This is a genomic window from Paracoccus contaminans, assembly GCF_002105555.1.
Taxonomy (GTDB): Bacteria; Pseudomonadota; Alphaproteobacteria; order Rhodobacterales; family Rhodobacteraceae; genus Paracoccus; species Paracoccus contaminans.
This window is the reverse complement of sequence record NZ_CP020612.1, coordinates 1,783,455-1,804,346: the sequence shown is the minus strand read 5'-3', so window position 1 is coordinate 1,804,346 and position 20,892 is coordinate 1,783,455. Positions and strand designations below refer to the sequence as shown.

Genomic DNA, 20,892 nt, shown 5'->3' with positions numbered 1-20,892 from the left:
GCGGAAGAGGTGCGCCATGGGCCTGAACGAAAACGTCGCGAAACCGCTGGACCGTCTGGCAGGGATGCTGGCCCCGGATATGGAGGCGGTGAACGCCCTGATCCGCACCCGCATGGCCAGCCGCCATGCGCCCCGCATCCCCGAGGTGACCGCCCATCTGATCGAGGCGGGCGGCAAGCGGGTGCGCCCGCTGCTGACCGTCGCCGCGGCGCGGATGCTGGGCTATGGTGGCACCCACCATCAGCTGCTGGCCGCGACGGTCGAATTCATCCACACCGCGACGCTGCTGCATGACGACGTGGTGGACGAAAGCCGCCAGCGCCGCGGCCGCCCGACCGCGAATCTCCTGTGGGACAACAAGTCCTCGGTGCTGGTCGGGGATTATCTGTTCGCGCGCAGCTTTCAGCTGATGACCGAAACGGGGCACATGCAGGTGCTGCGCATCCTCGCCGATGCCGCCGCCACCATCGCCGAGGGCGAGGTGCTGCAGCTGACGGCGGCGCAGGATCTGGCCACCACCGAGGCGGTCTATCTGCAGATCGTCCGCGGCAAGACGGCGGCGCTGTTTTCGGCCGCCTGCGAGGTCGGTGCCGAGATCGCCGGGGGAACCGCCGTGCAGGTGCGCGCGCTGCACGACTATGGCGATGCGATCGGCATCGCCTTTCAGATCGTGGACGACATCCTCGACTATTGCGGCGTTTCCGAGACGATCGGCAAGAATGTCGGCGACGATTTCCGCGAACGCAAGCTGACGCTGCCGGTCATCACGGCGATCGCCGCCGCCGATGGGGCCGAGCGTGCCTTCTGGCAGCGCACCATCGAACAGGGCGATCAGCGGGACGGCGATCTGGACCGCGCATTGTCGATCCTGGCGCGGCACGATGCGCTGGGCAGTGCGCGGCGCAGCGCGCTGGGCTGGGCGGACCGGGCCAGAGCCGCGCTCGGCCCGCTGCCGCAGGGGCCGATCCGCGACTGCCTGTCCGAGCTTGCCGGTTTCGTCGTCGCCCGCGTCGCCTGAAGGCGGCCCGCAGGCCGCCTTTCCCTTGCACTGCAATGTTCTGCCGGGCTTTCGGGGGCGCAGACCGCCCCCGCGCCCCGCGCCTCAGTTGTAGGCATTCTCGCCGTGGGTGGTCAGGTCCAGGCCCTGCCGTTCGGCATTGGCCTCGGGCCGCAGGCCGATCACCGCGCCGACCAGGCGGATCGCCAGCCAGGACACCACGCCCGACCAGATGATGCAGACCCCTGCGCCCAGCGCCTGCACATAGACCTGATGGCCCATGTCATAGGACCCAACCGCATTGGCGGCATAGTCGAACACGCCCGTCCCGCCCAGCGAGGGCGCGGCGAACACGCCCGTCAGGATCGCCCCGACAATGCCGCCGACGCCGTGGATGCCGAACACGTCCAGCGTGTCGTCAATGCCCATCCGCGACTTGAGCGAGACAACCGCCCACAGGCAGGCCAGGCCCGCCACCGCCCCGATGACGATGGCGCCGGCCGGACCGACATAGCCGGCCGCCGGGGTGATGCCGACCAGCCCCGCCACCGCGCCCGAGATCCCGCCCAGCAGCGAGGGATGCCCGCGCGTGATCCATTCCCCCGCCGTCCAGGCCAGCGTCGCGGCCGCCGCGGCCACGCAGGTGTTGACGACCGCCATCGCCGCCGCGCCCGTCGCCTCGAGGTTGGAGCCGGCGTTGAACCCGAACCAGCCGACCCACAGCATGCACCCGCCCAGCAGCGTCAGCGCCAAGTTGTGCGGGGCCATCGGTTCCTTGCGATAGCCAAGGCGCGGGCCGACCGCGCGGGCCGCCACCAGCCCGGCAACGCCGGCATTGATGTGGATCACCGTGCCGCCCGCGAAATCAAGCGCCCCATGCCCGAACAGCCAGCCCGACGGCGCGGCATAGGCAGACGGCCCGCCCCACCACCAGACCATGTGCGCCATCGGCAGATAGGCGAACACGAACCACAGCGTCACGAAGGCCAGCAGCGCGGGAAAGCGGATGCGCTCGGCCGTGGCGCCCACGATCAGCGCCGGAGCGATGCAGGCGAAGGCCATCTGGAAGGCGACATAGGCCAGTTCGGGGATGAACACGCCTGCCGAGAATGTCTCGCTGAGCGCGCCGGGGCCGACACCGGCCAGGAACGCCTTGGACAGCCCGCCGATGAAGGGGGCCAGCGCCGAGGTGCCGTCACCCGGCGCGGTGAAGGCCAGCGAATAGCCGAAGGCGACCCACAGGATCGCCATCAGCGAAAAGACCGCCAGCACCTGCATCAGCACCGACAGCACGTTGCGCGCCCGGACCAGCCCGCCATAGAACAGCGCCAGCCCCGGTATCGTCATCATCATCACCAGCACGGCCGAGACCATCACCCAGGCCGTGTCGCCCTTGTCGGGAACCGCCGCCGGAACCGCGGCTGCCTGCGCCAGCGCCGGGGCGGCACCCAGCGCGGCCAGCATCATGCCCAGCGTCATGGCCTGCGCCCCGGCCCGAACGGTCCGTCCGGGGCCCCGCGCGACGCCACCCGTTCCGTATTGCCCTGCCATCGCGTCATCCTTGTCGTTGAATCCGGTGGCTTAAGCCAAGGCGGGCGGGTGGCCGCGGTCCAGCAGATCGGCGATCCGCCGCCGCATGGCGCATGAAATGACGCGCAAATGAACAGTCGGATGCCCGCTCTGCCGCATTTGGCGGCAGGTCACGTCTGGGTCAGGGGCGGGTTGGCATGTTCTCAACGCCCGCGATCTGCTGTAACAACCCCGGCCAAGGGGCCGTGCAAGGGCCGCAGGATACAGGCGCATGCAGAACAGTGATCGCCCGCGCGGGCCAGGCAGGCCATCAGGCACCCAGACGGGCGGCAGGCAGCCCTCGGGCGGCAATTCCCGCCGCCTTGCCGGCGAAAGGCGCGGGGCGGGGCCGGCGGGCGGGGCCGATGTCCCGCCGGGCGGCGGCGGGCTGCCCCCCCAGCAGGCGCAGCGCCGCGCCGCGGCCCAGCCGCGCCCGCGCCGGCGCGGCAATGCTGTCACGCGCGGCGTCAGCGGGGCCTTTTCCCTGGCCTGGCGGGTGATCTGGGGATCGTTTTGGCGCACCGCCGCGACGCTGGTTCTGATCCTGCTGCTGGCAACGGGCTATTACTATTCGACCCTGCCCGAGGCGCAGGCCCTGTTCGACGGCCGCGCCCGCGGCTCGGTCACGATGCTCGACCGCGAGGGGCGGGTCTTTGCCTGGCGGGGCGAGACCTACAATTCGGCAGGGGCCGAGGACATCGCCCCGGTGCTGCGCCAAGCGGTCGTGGCGACCGAGGACAAGCGGTTCTACCACCACATCGGCGTCGATCCGCGCGGCATCGCCAGCGCCATCAAGATCAACATGGCCGAGGGCCGCGGCCCGCTGGAAGGGAACGGCGGGTCCACCATCACCCAGCAGGTCAGCAAGCTGCTGTGCCTGGGCGACGATTTCGACCCCATCAAGTGGAAATCCGAGGCCGATTACGAGGCCGGGTGCCGCAAATCCTCGCTGTGGCGCAAGATCAAGGAAATCCCATACGCCCTGGCGCTCGAGGCGAAATATTCCAAGGCCGAGATCCTCAACATCTACATGAACCGCAGCTATCTGGGCGCCGGCGCCCGCGGGTTCGAGGCGGCGGCGCAGCGCTATTTCGGCAAGTCCGCGTCCGACGTGACGCCGTCCGAGGCGGCGATGCTGGCCGGGCTGCTCAAGGCGCCCAGCTATTTCTCGCCGACCTCGAACCTGCAGCGGGCGCAGGACCGGGCCAGCGTCATCCTGGGGCTGATGCACGACCAAGGCTTTCTGGACGACCGGCAATATGCCGATGCCCGCGCCCACCCGGCGGTGCTGTCCAAGGCCGCGGCGGCGCGGGCGGGGGGCTATTTCGCCGACTGGGTGATGGAATCAGGACCGGGCTTTCTGACATCCGAGACGACCGAGGACGTGACCATCACGACCACCTTCGACCAGACCATCCAGCGGCAGGCCGAACGCGCCCTGGCCCGCGTCTTTGCCGAAAAGATCGACAAGGGGTCCAAGGTGCAGGCCGCCGTCGTCGTCATGTCGGCGGACGGGGCGGTGCGGGCGATGATCGGCGGGCGCGATCCGGCCGGGCTGGCCGGCTCCTTCAACCGCGCAACGCAGGCCAAGCGGCAGACCGGATCGTCCTTCAAGCCCTTCGTCTATGCCGCGGCGCTGGACCAGGGCTATACGCCCAACGACACGATCATGGACGCGCCGATCACCTTCCAGATCAAGGGGTCAAAACCCTGGTCGCCCAAGAACTACACGCGCAACTATCTTGGCTCGATCACGCTGACGACGGCGCTGTCCAAGTCGATCAACACCTCGACCATCCGCCTGCAGGAGGCGGTGGGCCGCGACAATGTCCGCCGCGTGGCGCAGGATTTCGGATTCGCGCACGATCTGGCTTCGGGGCCGTCGCTGGGTCTTGGGGTGTCGGAAACGACGCTGCTGGAAATGACCGGCGCCTATGCCGGCATCCGCAACGGCGGCACGGCCGTGCGCCCCTACGGGCTGGTGCAGCTGAACATCAAGGGCGATGACAAGCCCCTGATCGGGCAGGCGGGCGGAATGGGGCAGCGCGTGATCTCGCCCAAGGCGGCGTCCGAGCTGATCTGGATGATGCGCCAGGTGATCGAGCACGGCACCGGCACCCGCGCGCGCCTTGAGGGGCGCGAGGCGGCGGGCAAGACCGGCACCACCTCGTCCTATCGCGATGCGTGGTTCATCGGCTTCACCGAACAGTATGTGACCGGCGTCTGGATGGGCTATGACGACAACACGCCGCTCAAGGGCGTGACCGGCGGCGGCCTGCCGGCCGAGATCTGGCAGGCGGTGATGTCGGAAATCCACCAGGGCTTGCCGGCCGAGCCGCTGGGCGTGGTCGCCCCCGACGCCGCCGGCACCGCGATTGCCGCCGGCGACATCGTGTCGGCCGATTCCGACGACCCGCTGGCCGCCGCTCTGGCCGAGGCCGTCTCGGCCGCCCAGCCGGTCTATGAAGGCCAGCCCGCCGCCATCGAGATCGGCGGCGAAGGCGGGGCGCAGCCCCCCGTCGATCCCGACCCGCTGGCTGCCGCGCTGGCCGAGGCGATGGGCGGCAGCGTCGCGGCCCCGCCCTCGCCCGGCCAGCCCTCGCCCGATCAGCCCGTGCCGGCCGACCTGCCGCGCGAGGATCTTGCGTCCGGCAGGGCCGTTCCGGTGGTGCGCACGGTGCCCGCCCCTGCCCCTGTCAGCGCCGGCCCGATCCGCGCGGGCGGCAATGGCGCGGACAGCCCCCAGCCCGATGATGAGCAGAGCGGCGGCGGGCAGGATGGGGGCGCAGGGGCCGGATCATCCGCCGCGCCGCCCCGCAGCGCCGGCTCGACCGTCAGCAGCAGCGACGCCCCCACCCCCGCCGAAGAGGCCGCGCGCAGCGAGGCCGCGGCCGCGGCGCAGGATCAGCCCGCGCCCGCGGACCTGGGCGATGCCGGCCCTGCGGCCGAAACGGACGAGCTGAGCGCCGCGCTGGCCGCTGCGGGGCTGAAGCAGACGCCCTGAGGACGGCGGGCCCGGCAAGGGGGCGGCCCAAGGCCCAGGCGCCGCCCGCGCCGGATGGGCGGGCCCGAGGGCAGCATTGCGCGAGGGATCACCCGCACCGGGCCGCACAGGGGCGCCGCGCGATGTCGCCTGCACGTGCAAGGCCCGCTGCGGCAATGACAAAGGCCCCGCGCGCGGGGCCCTTGGGCCTGACCAAAGGGGCGCGTCAGCCGGCGGCGTTCAGATCGGCGATCAGCCCGCGCATGTCGCCCTTGCGCCGCGCCAGCATCGCCGAGATCTCCTCGCGTTCCGAGGCTAGCATGTTCACCCCCTCGATGATGAGGTTGAAAAAGCGCGGCGCGCCCGCCTTGTCCGAGACGTGCCATTCGATCTGCATCGGGCTGCGCCCGTTGAGATAGGCGGTCGAGGCGACCGACCAGAACGACTTGACCGGCCGCGCGGCGCCCACATCGATCCGCGAGCCGATGAATTCGTTGAAGCGGCGGCCGTATTTGCGCGCGATATAGCCGGTCATCGCGCTGCGGAATTCGGCAAAGGTCGCGGTGTCGATCTTGCGGGCCGTCGGACCGAGGGCAGAGCGGGCGATGGCGTCCACATCCGCATGGCGCACGAACACGCCTTCGAAGCGGTCATACATCTGCGCGGGCGGGGCGCCCGAATTGACGATCGCCAGCACCTCGCTGACCGAGGCCTGGATGGCCGCTTGCGCGGCGCCTGCATCCATGGCGCGCGCGGGGGCCGCGACCAGCATCGCGCCGGCGCAGATCAGGCCCAGGAAACCGCGCCGGGTTTCAGTCGGCATATGGGTCAATGATGTCCTCCTGCTGCTTGAGCTCATAGCGCCGGTGCTGGCTGTAAAGCAGCCGGGTCTGGGCATAGCTGTCGGCACTTTCATGCAGAACCGAATCCACCGTCGAGCCGAAACGCGCCCGCTCACCGGCTTTTGAGAGGATGCGAGCGGCCGTTCCAGCCAGCTTCTGTTCGGGCGTCAGCACCCCCTGCAGCGGGTCGATCAGCAGAAGATCGACGATCTTTCCCGCCGCATCCCGTTCGCTCGAAGGACCGAGCACCGGCAGTTCCAGATAGGCCCCGGCGGGCACCCCCCAGACATGCAGCGTCTCGCCGAAATCGGTATCGGTCTCGGGCAGGGCGAAATCCCGCCCCGCCGGATCGAAAAGGCCGCCCAGCCCCAGCGCGGTGTTGAGCGCGAAGCGCGCCGTGTTGCTGGCGGCGGGACGGGGGCGGCCCTGCAGCAGATGATTAACGACCTTGCCGGGCAGCGACAGATTGGCCCCGAAATTGCTGATCATGTCCAGCGCGCTCGTATCCGGCTGGCCCGGCGCGCGGGCGGCTGGGGGGGCTGTGCCGCCGCCGGCGGGGCGGGCCGCCGGCCTGACCGCCTGCCCCAGCGGGCGCAGCACCCGCGCGTCGAGCGCCGTGTTGAAGGCGTGGACGCGCCGGTTCATCGGCTCGTATGGATCGGCGATCGGGCCGCCCTGCGGCCCTGCGGCGCAGCCGCCCAGCAGCAGGCAGGCCAGCATTGCGGCCCGGGCCGCAGCGACACGGATGGCGACAGGGCGGCCTTGCATGAACCCCTCCTTAGGATTTGCGTGCGATCACGAGAAGGCAGGCGTGCATCGGGCCTGTTGACGCGATAGGCATTGGGATAGTGGTTGGCGCAAGCCGGGGCAACCGCCTGCACGGCTGCAGGGCGCGCCCGCGGGAAAGGATTGGCCATGGCATTGCCGCCGGGACGGCAGGACGGATTTGCGGAACTGCGCGCGGCGCGCGGGGGCAGCCTGGGGCTTGTCGGCGCGGTCGGGCTGTTCTCGGTCGCGGTGAACCTGCTGAACCTCACGGGTCCGCTGTTCATGATGCAGGTCTATGACCGCGTCCTGGGCAGCCGGTCCGTCCCCACGCTGGCCGCGCTGTTCGCGCTGGTGGCGTTCCTGTTCGCGATGATGGGGCTGATCGATCTTGCCCGCAGCCGGGTGATGGCGCGCGTGGCGATGCGCTTTCAGGACCGCCTGCAGGCGCGCGTCTTTCAGGCCGCTCTGGCTGACGGGGCGGCCACCGGCCAGGCCCATGCCGCGGCGGGGGGGCTGCGCGATCTGGAAAGCGTGCGCGCGCTGATCGCCTCGCCGGTGCTGATGGCGATGTTCGATCTGCCATGGGCGCCGCTGTTCCTGGGCGGGCTCTACCTGTTCCATCCGGTGCTGGGCATCACCGCGACGATCGGCGGGCTGGTGCTGGTGGTGACGACGATCCTGAACCAGATCCTGACGCGCCGCCCCCTGCAGGAGGCGGTGATCGCCGGCCAGGGCGCGGACCGCGCCGCCGATCTTTACCGCGACGAGGGCGAACTGATCGGCGCGCTGGGGATGCGGCATGCGACGTTCCTGCGCTGGCGCGGCGCGCGCGAGCGCATGGCGAACGCCACGATGGCCGGGACGGACCGGGGCGCGACCTTTTCGATCTTTTCGCGCACCTTCCGCCTGTTCCTGCAATCGGCGCTGCTGGCGGCGGGGGCCTGGCTGGTGCTGCGCCACGAGGTCACGTCGGGCGCGATGATCGCCAGCTCGATCCTGATGGGCCGGGCGCTGGCGCCGATCGAACAGATCGTCGGCGGCTGGCAGCTGGTGCAGCGCGCCCAAGACGGCTGGGTGCGGCTGGGTGGCCTGCTGTCGCGCCGCCCGCCCGTGCCCCAGCGCACCCCCCTGCCCCGCCCGGCAGCCCGGCTCGAGGTGTCGAACCTGTCGGTCATCCCGCCCGGCCAGGCATCGCCCACCCTGCGGGGGGTCAGCTTCTCGCTGGGGCCGGGGCAGGCGCTGGGGGTGATCGGCGCCTCGGGCGCGGGCAAGTCGACACTGGCGCGGGCCCTGATCGGGGCATGGCCTGCGGCGGGCGGCTCGATCCGGCTGGACGGGGCGACGCTGGAGCAATACGAACCCGACGTGCTGGGGCGGCTGATCGGCTATCTGCCCCAGCAGGTGACGCTGTTCGACGGGACGATCGCGGAAAACATCGCCCGGCTTGACGCGGCGCCCGACCCGCAGGCGGTGGTGCGCGCGGCCACGGCGGCGGCGGCGCACCGGATGATCCTCGATCTGCCGCAGGGCTATGACACGCCGATCGCCCAGGCCGGCGCACGCCTGTCGGGCGGGCAGATCCAGCGCGTCGGGCTGGCCCGCGCGCTGTATGAAGAGCCGGTTCTGTTCGTTCTGGACGAGCCGAACTCGAACCTCGACAACGAGGGGTCCGAGGCGCTGAACCTGGCGATCCGGGCGATCAAGGCGCGTGGCGGCGCGGTCATCATCATGGCCCACCGCCCGGCCGCGATCGCGGAATGCGAACTGCTGCTGGTGATGAACCAGGGGATGCGGCAGGCCTTCGGCCCCCGCGACGAGGTGCTGCGCTCGACCGTTCGCAACGCCGAGACGATCAACCGCGCCAAGGGCGCGGGGACAGGTGTGACATGACCGCAGGCCCAGGCAGCCCCGGCGCCGCCCCGAACCAGCTGCCGCGCAACGTGGCGGCAGGGGTTGCCCCCGTCGCGGCCATCACCCCCGCGCCGGGGCGCCAGTCCCCCCTCCTCCGCCCCGCTCGCCGCGGCCGGCCGCCCCTGCGGCGGTGCCGCCGCAGCCCCGATGGTCTGCCCGCGGCGCCGTGCTGATGGGGCTGGTCGGCCTTGTCCTGCTGATCGGCGGCTTTGGCGGCTGGGCCGTCTTCTCGCGCATCGCGGGGGCCGTGGTGGCCCCCGGCCAGGTCGAGGTCGAACAGCATCGCCAGGTCGTCCAGCACCCCGATGGCGGCGTTGTCGAGCGCATCGCCGTCCACGAGGGCCAGCCGGTCAGCGCGGGCGATCTGCTGATCCAGCTTGACGGGACGCTGCTGCGGCCCGAGCTGTCCACCGTCGAGGGGCAGTATTTCGAGGTGCTGGCCCGCCGCGGCCGGCTCGAGGCCGAGCGGGTCGATCACGACACCATCGTCTTTCCCGAGGAGCTTGTCCGCCTGTCGTCAGGCCGCCCGGACCTGCGCGCGATGATGGAGGGGCAGGAAAGCCTGTTCCGTTCGCGCCTTGACACCTTGCGCCAATCGACGGGCCAGCTTGACAAGCAGGCCGAACAGGTCAGCCAGCAGATCGAGGGGATCGACGCCCAGATCAGGGCGATGGGCGAACAGCGCAAGCTGATCGGGCAGGAGCTGAAGGACACGCAGAGCCTGCTGGACAAGGGCCTTGCCCAGGCCCCGCGCGTGCTGGCGCTGCAACGCGAGGCGGCGCGGCTGGACGGGGAACTGGGCCAGCTCACATCCTCGCGCGCGCAGGGCGGAACGCAGATCATCGAGATCGGCATCAACAAGCTGCGTCTGGCCGCCGAACGGCGCGAGACGGCCGAAACCGAGCTGCGCGATCTGGGCTATCGCGAGCTTGAGCTGGCCGAGCGCCGGCGGGGGCTGAGCGAGCAGATCGCCCGGCTTGAAATCCGCGCGCCCGTGTCGGGGATCGTCTATCAGCTGCAGGTGACCACGCCCCGGTCGGTGATCCGGTCGGCCGAGCCTATCCTTTACATCATCCCGCAGGATCGCCCGCTGGTGATCGCGGCCCGCGTCTCGCCCATCAACATCGACGAGGTCGGCGTGGGCCAGCGGGTCGTGCTGCGCTTTTCGGCCTTTTCCAGCCGCACCACGCCCGAGATCGATGGAACGCTGGTCCGCGTGTCGCCTGACGCGGTCACCGACGAGGCCACGCAGATGCAGTATTACCGCGCCGAGGTATCCATCCCCCCGGCCGAACGGGACAAGCTGGGCAACCTGGCCCTGATCCCCGGCATGCCCGCCGAGGTCTATATCCAGACCGGAGAGCGCAGCCCCCTTGCCTATCTGGCCAAGCCGCTTGCCGATTATTTCGCGCGCGCCTTCCGCGAACAATAGGGCCGCGGGACGGATGAACGGCAGAATGGCGGCAGACATGGCAATGGCCGGGGCGAACGGGACGGCGGCTGACGGGCGCGCAGCAACGCATGGGCATGCCCTGTTCCCGCCGCAGACGGCCCGGCAGGTGCAAGGGCGCGGGCGCGCCCGGCAGGCGCCCGGCGGCAGGGGGATGGGGCGGCAGAGGCAAGCCGCCCCGGCCCGGATGGCGCGGCGCGCCGAGGCGGGCACCGCCGGGGACATGGGCATGGGCGCATATGGGCGCCTGCGCATGGGCAGCGCCACGGGCATGCGCGGCCAAGCCGGCAGCGGCACGGACGCCGGCACAGCCATGCGCGCGGACATCATCAACGGCACGGGCCGGCACAAGGGCAGGCGCACAGGACCGGGAACGGGCCTGCACGGCGGTGCGGGCGCCGGCGCCCGGCGCCAGGTCGCCCAGCCCGGCCCCCGCGCGGCGGGGCGATCCGGCCCGCGGCGCACCGCACAGCAGGGGACGGCGGCATGAGGATCATCATCTGCGGCGCGGGCCAGGTCGGCTGGCAGATCGCCCGCCAGCTTTCGGGCGAACGCCATGACGTGGTGCTGATCGATCAGGATGCGCGCCTGATCCAGCAGGCCAACGACGCGCTGGACGTGCAGGGGATCGCCGGGCATGCCAGTCACCCCGAGGTGCTGGACCGCGCCGGCGCCGCCGATTGCGACCTGCTGATCGCCGCGACCGCCTCCGACGAGGTGAACATCGTCGCCTGCGAAATCGCCAATGCGCTGTTTTCCGTGCCCCGGCGGATCGCGCGGCTGCGCGGGCGCAGCTATCTGCTGCCCGAATATGCCGATCTCTATCAGACCAGCAACCTGTCGATCGACGTGGTCATCAGCCCCGAACAGGAGGTCGCGCGCGCCGCGCTGAACCGGCTGGATGCGCCCAGCACCTTCGACACGGAAACCTTCATGTCCGGGCGGGTCCGGCTGCTGGCGCTGGCGCTGACGGATGACTGCCCGGTCCTGAACACCGCGCTGCGCCATCTGGACCAGACCTTCGCGGGGCTGCGCGCGCTGGTGGTGGGCATCCGCCGGGGCGCCCGCTTCTTTGCGCCCGAGCCGGGCGATCAGCTGCATGCGGGCGACCGGGCCTATGTCATCACCGCGCAGCAGGATGCGGCCCGCACGCTGGACATCTTCGGGCGCCCGCCGCCGCCGATCCGGCGGGTGGTGCTGATCGGGGGCGGAAACATCGGGCTGGCGGTGGCGCAGGCGCTTGAGTCGCGGGGCGGCGTCAACGTCAAGCTGATCGAGCGCGACCGCGGCCGGGCCGAGCGCGCGGCCGAGCGGCTGTCGCGCACCATCGTCCTGCAGGGCGACGGCATGGCGAGCGAGCTGATGGCCGAGGCCGGCCTGCCCGGCGCCGACGCGGTCCTGACCCTGACCGATGACGACCGCACCAACGTGCTTGCCGCCGTGCAGGCGCGGCAGGCAGGTGCGGGCCTCGCGATTGCCCTGGTCAACGATCCGGCCCTGCAGCCACTGGCCGAGACGCTGGGGATCGATGCGCTGATCAGCCCGCGTTCGGTCACGGTCTCATCGGTGCTGCGGCATCTGCGGCGCGGCCTGATCCGTGATGTCTACAGCCTGGGCAATGCCGAGGCCGAACTGATCGAGGCGCAGGTTCTGCCCGGCTCGCCCTTGGCGGGGGCGACGATCCGGGATGCCGCGCTGCCGCCGGGCGCCCTGATCGCCACCGTGGACAAGGGGGGCGAACTGGTCAAGCCGCGGCCCGACACGCGTCTTGACCCCGGCGATCTGGTGCTGATCTTTGCCGTCAGCGCCGACATCCCGGGGATCGAGCGCCTGCTTCAGGTCTCGGCCGACTGGTTCTGAGGGCGTGCCGGTGCATATCCTTGCCCGCCTGCCCGTGCTGGTCATCGCCGGGATGACGCTGGCGGCGGCCATGGTGATCCCGGCCGCCCATGCCGCCGCGACCGGCGCCCCCGCGATCGCCGCCGCCTTTGCCCAGTCGGCCGCCGGGCTGCTGGTGCTGGGCGTGATGATCGCGCTGGCGACGGGAGCGGCGGGAGGGGCCGCGCCCCGGCCCGTTCCGGCCGCCCCGCCCACGCGCGGGGTGCTGGCCATGCTGATCGGCGTCTATGCGGGGCTGCCACTGCTTGCCGCCGTCCCCTTTGCAGCGGTGATGCAGGATACCGGGCTGTTCAACGCCTGGTGGGAAATGCTGTCCTGCATCACCACCACGGGGGCGAGCCTTTATGACGCGGGCAGGCTGCCCGCGTCGCTGCACCTGTGGCGCGCGACGGTGGGCTGGATGGGGGGGCTGTTCATCCTGGTCGCCGCCATCGCGGTGATGGCGCCGATGCGGGTGGGCGGGTTCGAGCTGATGGATCGTTCGGCGGGCGCCGACGAACGCTTTGGCCGGATCGAGGGAACGGCCCGGTCCGGCCAGGCTGCGGGGGGCGATCACGCGCTCCATGGCGGCAGCGGGGCGCTGCGGCTGATCCGGTGGGGGCAGGCGACGGCACCGCTCTATGCGGGGCTGACCGGGGCCTTGTGGCTGCTGCTGATGATCGCGGGCAAGCCTTCGCTCGATGCGCTGGTCACGGCGATGGGCACATTGTCCACCAGCGGGATCACCATGACGGGCAGCCCGGTGGGCGCGGTCGGCGGTACCGGGGCCGAGGCGCTGGTCGCGCTGTTCCTGCTGCCGGCGCTGACGCGCCGTTCATGGCCGGGCGGGGCCGAGCTGGCCGCCAGCGCGCGCTTGCGCGACGATCCCGAACTGCGGATGTCGGCGGGGCTGGTGCTGCTGGTGACGCTGGTGCTGTTCGCGCGCCCCTTCGCCGGCGCGTTCAGCGGCACGGCCCAGCCGGTATCCACCCCCGCCCCGGTGGCCGACACGCTGACGGGCGGCCTGGCGCGGGCCGCGGCGGCGGCCTGGGGCAGCGCCTTCACGGCCCTGTCATTCCTGACCACGACGGGCTGGACCTCGATCGACTGGGACGGGGCGCGGGCCTGGGCGGGGCTGTCGGCGCCGGGGCTGATGCTGGCCGGGCTTGCGATCATGGGCGGGGGCATTGCCACTACCGCCGGGGGGGTCAAGCTGCTGCGGGTGTTTGCGCTGGGGCTGCATGCGCGGCGCGAGCTGGAAAAGATCGTCCATCCCGCCTCGATCGGGGGCGGCGGGCCGATCACCCGGCGGCTGCGCGGCAGCGGCGCCTATCTGGCCTTCGTGTTCTTCATGGTCTTTGCCATGTCGATCGCCGCCGTCATCGCGCTGGTCTCGCTGCGCCCAGTCGCGTTCGAGACGGCGACGATGCTCAGCGTGGCGGCGCTGACCAATACCGGCCAGCTGGCCGAGGCGATCCCCCTGATCCCCGCTTTCCAGGGCAGCGCCGGGATAGCGGGGGCACCCTGGGCCGGCTGGGCGGGCCTGTCGGCAAGCGGCAAGGCGGTGCTGGCCGCGGCCATGGTGGCCGGGCGGCTTGAAACGCTGGCGATCCTTGCGCTGTTGTCCCCCGGCGCCTGGCGGCGCTAGCTCAGCGCGCGAACAGACCGGCGCTGTCGGCCAGCCCCTTGATCTCGATCGGATTGCCCGAGGGGTCGTGGAAGAACATCGTCCCCTGTTCGCCCGGCTCGCCGGCAAAGCGGATATGGGGCTCGAGCGCGAAGCGGACGCCGGCGGCGCGCAGGCGCCCGGCCAGGGCGTTCCAGTCGTCCATGGCCAGCACGACGCCCAGATGCGGCATCGGCACCATGTGATCGCCCACCTTGCCGGTATTGGTGACGGCAAAGGGCTGGCCCAGATGCAGGCTGATCTGGTGGCCGAAAAAGTCGAAATCGACCCATGTCGCGGTCGATCGGCCCTCGGCGCAGCCGAGAACCCCGCCATAGAAGGCGCGCGCGGCATCCAGGTCGGTGACGTGATAGGCAAGATGAAAGACGGACCGCATCGCAACCCTTCGCCGATGACTGTCCTTCACGATAACAGAACGTGGCGAAAGGGAAACACCCCGTTGCGGGGCTGCCGGCCGCTTCTTGTAAGGGTGATGACGCTCGCCTAGATGTGATCGCACCTGCCCAAAAACAAGAAAAGGTGTCCCGCTCATGGCCGGTGACAAGCAGAACCTTCAGGATGCGTTTCTGAACCATGTCCGCAAGGCCAAGGTTCCGGTGACGATCTTCCTCATCAATGGCGTCAAGTTGCAAGGCGTCATCACCTGGTTCGACAACTTCTGCGTGCTGCTGCGCCGTGATGGCCAGTCGCAGCTTGTCTACAAGCATGCGATCTCGACCATCATGCCGGGCCAGCCGATCAGCCTTTACGAAGGCGAGGACTGAGTGGGCGAGACGCACTCGACCCAGGCCCGCCCCACCCGCGCCTTTGTCATCCACCCCGATCTGGGCAGCCGCCGCGACCAGCGCCGCGCGCCCGAACTCGCGCTTGAGGAAGCGGTGGCGCTGGCCCGCGCGCTGCCGGCCATCGAGGTGGTCGGGGCCGAGGTCGCGCGCCTGCGCAACCCCGCGCCGGGGCTGCTGTTCTCGTCCGGCAAGCTTGAGGAGATGGGCACGCTGGTCAGGGCGGCCGAGGCCGAGCTGGTGCTGATCGACGGCCCGGTGACGCCCGTGCAGCAGCGCAACCTGGAAAAGGAATGGGACGTCAAGATCCTCGATCGCACGGCGCTGATCCTGGAAATCTTTGCCGACCGCGCCCGCACGCGCGAAGGGGTCTTGCAGGTGGAACTGGCGGCGCTGTCCTATCAGCGCACGCGGCTTGTGCGCGCCTGGACGCATCTTGAACGCCAGCGCGGCGGTTTCGGCTTTGTCGGCGGCCCGGGGGAAACCCAGATCGAGGCTGACCGCCGCGCCATCGACGACCAGATGATCCGCCTGCGCCGGCAACTGGACCGGGTGGTCAAGACGCGCAGCCTGCACCGCGCCGCGCGGGCCAAGGTGCCCTATCCCATCGTCGCGCTGGTCGGATACACCAACGCGGGCAAATCGACCCTGTTCAACCGCCTGACCGGCGCCGACGTGATGGCCCAGGATCTGCTGTTCGCCACGCTGGACCCGACAATGCGGGCCATCCATCTGCCCTCGGCCGATGGCGAGGCGAAGGGGCGCAAGGTCATCCTGTCCGATACCGTGGGCTTCATCAGCGACCTGCCGCATGAGCTGGTCGCAGCCTTCCGCGCCACGCTCGAGGAGGTGCTGGAGGCGGACCTGATCCTGCATGTGCGCGACATTTCCCACCCCGAGACCGAGGAGCAGGCGGGCGATGTCGGCGACATCCTGGACAGCCTGGGCGTGGACGAGGACGTGGCGCTGATCGAGGTGTGGAACAAGATCGACGCCTTGTCGGCCGAAACGCGCGCGGCGCTGCGCCGTCAGGATGCGCGCCGCGCCGATGTGCAGGCGGTCAGCGCGCTGAGCGGCGAGGGGCTGGATGACCTGGTCGCCGCCATCGATACGCGCCTGGCCGAAGTGCTGGACGAGCCGCGCAGCCCCGCCAGCGTCACCCTGCCCCATGCCGATGGCCGCCGCCGCGCCTGGCTGCACGCCGCCGGCGTGGTCGAGCGCGAGGAGCAGGGCGAGGACGGCATCCGCCTTGACCTGATGTGGACCGACCGCCAGCGCCGGGCCTTTGCGGCGCTGGAAGGCGCATCAGCGCCGGACGGCGACCTGGATGACGAGGCCGGCCTTGACGCGGATACGCCGCCCTTGCCCGGCGGCTGGGATCCCCTCGCCCGCGACGACCGCGCCTGATCCGCGCGCGGCCTGCACCCGCGGCCCCCGGCGGGGATGAGGCGCGCCCCGCAGGCCCTTGGGCAGGCGGGCGCATGGCCTTCGCACTGGTGCGCGGGCTGCCGCATCGGCGCGATGCCATGGTCCTGCCCGCAAAGGTGGCGGGGCTGCGGTTCGCAGGCTGCGGCCCTGTGCCGGCAACGGTGGCAGGATCGTTGCCCCGCTCCGCACCCTTGCCGGCCTAGGGCGGCAAGTTGATGCCGCCGCTCCGCGCGCCTTGCCGGCGTCTGCGGCAGGCTTGGTGCCCCCTGCATGCGTCCCTCGCCGGCGCCTGATCCGCGCGCCCCGACTGCGCTGATGGCAGGTTTAAGGCCACAAGCTGGCGCCCCGGCTGGGGTCTGCGGCAAGCGCCTTGCCCTCTGCCTGCCCGCTTTTGTCGGCACCGATACCGGGTTCGCTGTCCCCGGCCATCGGCCCTTGCTGGCGTCTGCGGCAAGCTTCACATGCCCGGTCCGCCCTTCCCCGCAGTGGTAACCGAAACCGGCGACGATCCCCCGCTGGGGACAGCCTCGCGGCGGCCTGGGCCTGTCGCTGCGCGGGCCTGTCCGGCTGTTCCCGGCAGGCGCGGCGAAGGGCAGCAGCACCGCCAGCATGGGGCCGCGGCGATGCGCGGATCAGGGGCGGCCATGCCGCCTGGCGCCGGGGCTGGCGCCGGGCGGATCACGGGCGGCGGCCTGTTCCTTGCCTGCCCTGCCCTGCCCCGCGTTCAGCCGCTGGCCTGCCGGGCGGCGCGCCCTCATCGCGGGACGGCCATGGTTGCCCCATGATGCGGCCATCCCCCGACGGAACTGGTTTCCCGCGCGGCAGCAGGGGGCCGGGCCGGGCCACCGCCCCCTCGCCCGACGCACTGCCGAAGCCTGACGCGGGCGCGGGGGCGCCTCCCGCGTCACTTGGCCATCATGTCCTCGTCCACCCGCATGCCGCCGACGACGCCCAGCGATTTCAGCTTGCGGTGCAGGGCGCTGCGCTCCATGCCGACGAACTGGGCGGTGCGGCTGATATTGCCGCCGAAGCGGTTGATCTGGGCCAGCAGATATTCGCGCTCGAACAGCTCGCGCGCCTCGCGCAGGGCAAGGGCGGTGATCTGCGGCCCCAGCGCCAGCGCCTCGCCGTTTTCGGCCGCCGCCCCCTGCGGCTCAAGCTCGCAGGGCTGGATCGGGCCGTTGCCCTCGCCCAGGATCAGCACCCGCTCGATCACGTTGCGAAGCTGGCGCACATTGCCCGGCCAGCGCATGGCCTGCAGGGCGGCGACGGTTTCCTCGGGCAGCTCGCGCAGGGGCAGGCCCTGCGCGGCGTGGAAATGGGCGATGAAATGGCGCGCCAGATCGGCGATGTCCTCGCGCCGTTCGGCCAGGCTCGGCACGGCGACGGGAACCACGTTCAGGCGGTCGAACAGTTCCTGCCGAAAACGGCCGGCGGCAATCTCGGCCGCCAGATCGCGGTTGGTCGAGGAAATCACCCGCAGATCCACCCGCACCTTGTCGGTGCCGCCGGCACGCTGGAACTGCTGTTCGGTCAGCACGCGCAGGATCTTGGGCTGGGTGCCCAGCGGCATGTCGGCCACCTCGTCGAAATAGATCACGCCCCCATGCGCCTGTTCCAGCAGGCCCGGCTCCACCCCCCGCTCGGCCGATTCGCGGCCGAACAGCACCTCCTCCATCCGCTCGGGTTCGATGGTGGCGCAGGGGACCGCGACGAAGGGCGCCTGCGCGCGGGGCGAATGGGCGTGGATATAGCGCGCGGCCAGTTCCTTGCCCGCGCCCGGCTCGCCCGACAGCATCACGCGGCCGTTCGACTTGGCCACCTTGTCCAGATTGTCGCGCAGCCGCCGGAAGGGCGCGGAATGGCCCAGCATCTCGGCCGCCGCGACCTCTCTTCGGCGCAGCTGGCTGTTTTCGCGGCGCAGCCGGCTGGTTTCCATCGCCCGCGTGATGACGACGAGCAGCTGGTCGATGTTGAAGGGCTTTTCGATGAAGTCATAGGCCCCCTGCTTGATCGCCGCGACCGCGATCTCGATATTGCCGTGCCCCGAGATGATGACGACCGGGACCGAGGGGTTGTTGCGCTTGACCTGCTTGAGAATGTCGATCCCGTCCATCCGGCTGTCCTTGAGCCAGATATCCAGGATCATCAGCGCCGGTTCCTCGGCGTTCAGCGCGGCCAGCGCCTCGTCGGCATTGGCGGCGGTGCGGGTCGGATAGCCTTCGTCGCCCAGGATGTCCGCGATCAGCTCGCGGATGTCGCGTTCATCGTCCACGACCAGAATGTCGCTCATGTGACTGTCGCCTCTTCGTGTCTGTGCTTGCGCGAGGGGGCCACCCTGACGGGATGGCGTTCGCGGGGCATGCGGATTTCGGCCAGCGCGCCCTGGTGGCCGGTATCGTCGGGGGCGGCATCCGTCAGCGTCAGGGTGCCGCCATGTTCCTCGATGATCTTCTTGACGATGGGCAGGCCCAGCCCGGTGCCGCCGGCCTTAAGCGTGACATAGGGTTCGAACAGGCGGCCCCTGTCCTCGGGCAGGCCGATGCCGTTGTCGCAGATGCGGATGGTCACGGCGTCGGGGCGAGCGGTCATCTCGGCGCGGACGGCCGCCGTCCATGCGCCGGGGGGGCGGTCGCGCACGGCCTCGCCAGCGTTCTTGAGCAGGTTCGTGAACACCTGTCCCATCATGCCCGGATCGCAATCGACGATCACCGGATCATCGGGGATGTCGGTGGCGATGCCGCCCTCGATGGCGTCCCGCTGCAGGATCACCGATTCGCGCAGCAGCCGCGCCAGATCGGTTTCGCGGCGATCCGGTTCGGGCATCCGGGCAAAGCGGCTGAATTCATCCACGATGCGGCGCAGATCGCCCGTCTGGCGGATGATGACATCGGTATATTGCTCGATCGCCTCGCGCTCCTCGGGGGTGGCGGCAAGCCTGCCGAACTTGCGCCGGATCCGTTCGGCCGACAGCTGGATCGGGGTCAGCGGGTTCTTGATCTCATGCGCGACGCGGCGGGCCACGTCGCCCCAGGCAGCCATGCGCTGCGCGCTGACCAGTTCGGTGACATCGTCAAAGGCGATCACATAGCCCGCCACGGTGCCGTCATCGGCCAGCCGTTCGGCCATGCGCACCAGCAGGCTCTCGATCCGGCCCGCGCGGCTCAGCCGGATCTCGTCCTGCACGCTGTCCGCGACCGAGGCGGCCAGGCGGCCCAGCAGCGGGGCGAATTCGGGCACCGCCTCGGCCAGCGGGCGGTCGTAATCGCCCTCGGGGTCGATGCCCAGCAGCCGCGTGGCCGAGCGGTTGACGAAGTCGATCTGCGCGTCCCCGTCCAGCCCGATCACCCCGGCGGTCACCGAGGTCAGCACGCTGTCGAACAGCCGGCGCTGATCCTCGGCGAGGCGATAGCTTTCGACCAGCTCGGCCCGCTGCTGCTTGAGCTGGCGGGTCATGCGGTTGAAGCTTTGCCCCAGGGTCTGGATCTCGTCGCGCGTCTCGGGTTCGGGCACCTGCACGTCGAGATTGCCCTGGCCGACCTGTTCGGACGCCTCGGCCAGCCGGCCGATGGGGCGTGACAGCCGCTCGGCGAACCACAGCCCCAGCCAGATCGCCGCCGCAACCAGCAGCAGCGCAAAGCCAAGATAGAGCAGCGAGAATTCGAACAGAACCTGGCTGCGGGTGCGTTCGAGTTCCTGGTATTCGCCCACCGTGGCGCGGGTGTCGTCCAGCAGGCCCAGCAGGCGGCCATCCACGTCGCGGGTGACGTAAAGATAGCGGTTGGTCAGCCGCGACAGATGGACGAGGGCACGGAATTCGTTGTTCTGCCAGTCCTCGATCAGCACCGTGCCGTCGCGGTCGGCGGCGCGGAACTGCGCCTCGGAGGGCTGTTCGTACCAGAAGCGATAGCTGCGGTCCCCGCGCGCGCGCACCGCGCCCGCCCCGTCGATGACATAGGCCTCGCGCAGGCCGCGCTGGATCAGCGCCTGCCCATCGGCCAGCACGCCGCGCAGCGTGCCGTCGTCGATCACCGGGGCGCCGCCCGCGGCATTGTCCAGCACCCGGGCCAGCAGTTCGGCATCCTGCCGCAGGTCGCGCCGATGCTCGTCCTGATAGGCCTCGGCCGCCGCCAGCGAGGTCGAGACGACCTGCTGCACCCGGTCCGAGAACCACCCCTCCAGCCCGATATTCACCGTCAGCCCGGCGAACAGCGCCACCAGAACCGTCGGCACCAGCGCCAGAGCGGTGAAGGCCCCGACCAGGCGCATATGCAGCCGCGATCCGGCCGCGGTGCGCCGCGACAGCAGGATCGCCGCCATGCGCGCGCCCACCAGCCCGATCAGCAGCAGGATATAGATCAGGTCGGCCAGGAAGATCAGGCGCAAGCCGCGGCTGGCGGTCTGCCGGCCCAGCGGGCCCATGACCGCATAGGTCGCCACCGCCAGAACCGGGCCCAGCACCGCCAGGAACAGCGTGGCCGCATTGCGCAGCGCCCGCCTGCGGCGCAGTGCGGACAGCCGGCCCCATGGCCGTCCCGCCAGGGCATGCGCCCCCCCTGCCCAGCTTGCCCGTTTCACGCCCGCTCTCGCCCATGCT

The 20,892-nt window shown here is 70.8% G+C and carries 13 protein-coding genes and 1 pseudogene; 8 read left to right on the top strand and 6 right to left on the bottom strand.

The genetic code is table 11. From position 1 onward, the window contains the following. Positions 1-16 precede the first annotated feature (16 nt). The gene (locus tag B0A89_RS08510) at positions 17-1,018 is read left to right on the top strand and encodes a polyprenyl synthetase family protein (RefSeq protein ID WP_085377769.1); all 1,002 of its coding nucleotides are present in this window, start codon (positions 17-19) and stop codon (positions 1,016-1,018) included. 84 nt (positions 1,019-1,102) lie between these two features. Here B0A89_RS08510 and B0A89_RS08505 read toward each other — a convergent pair whose 3' ends face one another. Beyond that, positions 1,103-2,476, bottom strand: a complete 1,374-nt coding sequence (locus B0A89_RS08505) for an ammonium transporter (protein ID WP_420814437.1) — start codon at positions 2,474-2,476, stop codon at positions 1,103-1,105. A 322-nt stretch (positions 2,477-2,798) separates the two neighbouring features. Between B0A89_RS08505 and B0A89_RS08500 the strand changes: the two are divergent. Continuing rightward, positions 2,799-5,007 (top strand): annotated as a pseudogene (locus B0A89_RS08500) (transglycosylase domain-containing protein); the annotation flags it as partial. A 768-nt stretch (positions 5,008-5,775) separates the two neighbouring features. Here B0A89_RS08500 and B0A89_RS08495 read toward each other — a convergent pair. Both B0A89_RS08495 and B0A89_RS08490 read right to left on the bottom strand, forming a co-directional pair. After that, positions 5,776-6,372 (bottom strand): MlaC/ttg2D family ABC transporter substrate-binding protein, encoded by a 597-nt coding sequence (locus tag B0A89_RS08495; protein WP_085377767.1) that lies wholly within the window; start codon positions 6,370-6,372, stop codon positions 5,776-5,778. Next, the gene (locus B0A89_RS08490) at positions 6,362-7,159 is read right to left on the bottom strand and encodes an MlaA family lipoprotein (RefSeq protein WP_240558472.1); all 798 of its coding nucleotides are present in this window, start codon (positions 7,157-7,159) and stop codon (positions 6,362-6,364) included. Before B0A89_RS08490 ends, B0A89_RS08495 begins: the two co-directional genes overlap by 11 nt. Positions 7,160-7,306: 147 nt before the next feature. Between B0A89_RS08490 and B0A89_RS08485 the strand changes: the two genes are divergently transcribed. From B0A89_RS08485 to B0A89_RS08460, 4 genes are all read left to right on the top strand, one after another. After that, the gene (locus tag B0A89_RS08485; RefSeq protein ID WP_085377766.1) at positions 7,307-9,049 is read left to right on the top strand and encodes a type I secretion system permease/ATPase; all 1,743 of its coding nucleotides are present in this window, start codon (positions 7,307-7,309) and stop codon (positions 9,047-9,049) included. Positions 9,050-9,242: 193 nt separating this feature from the next. Continuing rightward, entirely contained in the window at positions 9,243-10,502 is a 1,260-nt protein-coding gene (locus B0A89_RS08480) for an HlyD family type I secretion periplasmic adaptor subunit (RefSeq protein ID WP_085377765.1), read from the top strand. A gap of 504 nt (positions 10,503-11,006) precedes the next feature. Beyond that, positions 11,007-12,380, top strand: a complete 1,374-nt coding sequence (gene trkA / locus B0A89_RS08470) for a Trk system potassium transporter TrkA (protein ID WP_085377763.1) — start codon at positions 11,007-11,009, stop codon at positions 12,378-12,380. 4 nt (positions 12,381-12,384) lie between these two features. After that, the gene (locus B0A89_RS08460) at positions 12,385-14,046 is read left to right on the top strand and encodes a TrkH family potassium uptake protein (RefSeq protein WP_338045723.1); all 1,662 of its coding nucleotides are present in this window, start codon (positions 12,385-12,387) and stop codon (positions 14,044-14,046) included. Position 14,047: 1 nt separating this feature from the next. Here the strand turns inward: B0A89_RS08460 and B0A89_RS08455 are convergent, their stop codons facing one another. Further along, positions 14,048-14,461: a VOC family protein gene (locus tag B0A89_RS08455; protein WP_085377760.1), complete on the bottom strand. Its 414-nt coding sequence runs from the start codon at positions 14,459-14,461 to the stop codon at positions 14,048-14,050. A 154-nt stretch (positions 14,462-14,615) separates the two neighbouring features. On the opposite strand from B0A89_RS08455, the gene hfq reads away from it, so the two are divergent. Further along, positions 14,616-14,849 (top strand): RNA chaperone Hfq, encoded by a 234-nt coding sequence (gene hfq / locus B0A89_RS08450; RefSeq protein WP_020949330.1) that lies wholly within the window; start codon positions 14,616-14,618, stop codon positions 14,847-14,849. Beyond that, the gene (gene hflX, locus B0A89_RS08445) at positions 14,850-16,274 is read left to right on the top strand and encodes a GTPase HflX (protein ID WP_085377759.1); all 1,425 of its coding nucleotides are present in this window, start codon (positions 14,850-14,852) and stop codon (positions 16,272-16,274) included. Positions 16,275-17,199: 925 nt separating this feature from the next. Here hflX and ntrX read toward each other — a convergent pair. Further along, positions 17,200-18,588 (bottom strand): nitrogen assimilation response regulator NtrX, encoded by a 1,389-nt coding sequence (gene ntrX / locus B0A89_RS08440; protein WP_085377758.1) that lies wholly within the window; start codon positions 18,586-18,588, stop codon positions 17,200-17,202. Further along, a complete protein-coding gene (locus tag B0A89_RS08435; RefSeq protein ID WP_338045722.1) occupies positions 18,585-20,873 on the bottom strand; it encodes a sensor histidine kinase NtrY-like in 2,289 nt (762 codons plus the stop codon). The genes ntrX and B0A89_RS08435 overlap by 4 nt, the downstream gene beginning before the upstream one ends. Between the last annotated feature and the right edge of the window lie 19 nt (positions 20,874-20,892).

What these genes read in the sequence shown, in the direction of transcription:
- B0A89_RS08510 (WP_085377769.1), top strand. Translation starts at nt 17, where the DNA reads ATGGGCCTGAACGAAAACGTCGCGAAACCGCTGGACCGTCTGGCAGGG.
- B0A89_RS08505 (WP_420814437.1), bottom strand. Translation starts at nt 2,476, where the DNA reads ATGACGCTGGGCATGATGCTGGCCGCGCTGGGTGCCGCCCCGGCGCTG.
- B0A89_RS08495 (WP_085377767.1), bottom strand. Translation starts at nt 6,372, where the DNA reads ATGCCGACTGAAACCCGGCGCGGTTTCCTGGGCCTGATCTGCGCCGGC.
- B0A89_RS08490 (WP_240558472.1), bottom strand. Translation starts at nt 7,159, where the DNA reads ATGCAAGGCCGCCCTGTCGCCATCCGTGTCGCTGCGGCCCGGGCCGCA.
- B0A89_RS08485 (WP_085377766.1), top strand. Translation starts at nt 7,307, where the DNA reads ATGGCATTGCCGCCGGGACGGCAGGACGGATTTGCGGAACTGCGCGCG.
- B0A89_RS08480 (WP_085377765.1), top strand. Translation starts at nt 9,243, where the DNA reads ATGGGGCTGGTCGGCCTTGTCCTGCTGATCGGCGGCTTTGGCGGCTGG.
- trkA (WP_085377763.1), top strand. Translation starts at nt 11,007, where the DNA reads ATGAGGATCATCATCTGCGGCGCGGGCCAGGTCGGCTGGCAGATCGCC.
- B0A89_RS08455 (WP_085377760.1), bottom strand. Translation starts at nt 14,461, where the DNA reads ATGCGGTCCGTCTTTCATCTTGCCTATCACGTCACCGACCTGGATGCC.
- hfq (WP_020949330.1), top strand. Translation starts at nt 14,616, where the DNA reads ATGGCCGGTGACAAGCAGAACCTTCAGGATGCGTTTCTGAACCATGTC.
- ntrX (WP_085377758.1), bottom strand. Translation starts at nt 18,588, where the DNA reads ATGAGCGACATTCTGGTCGTGGACGATGAACGCGACATCCGCGAGCTG.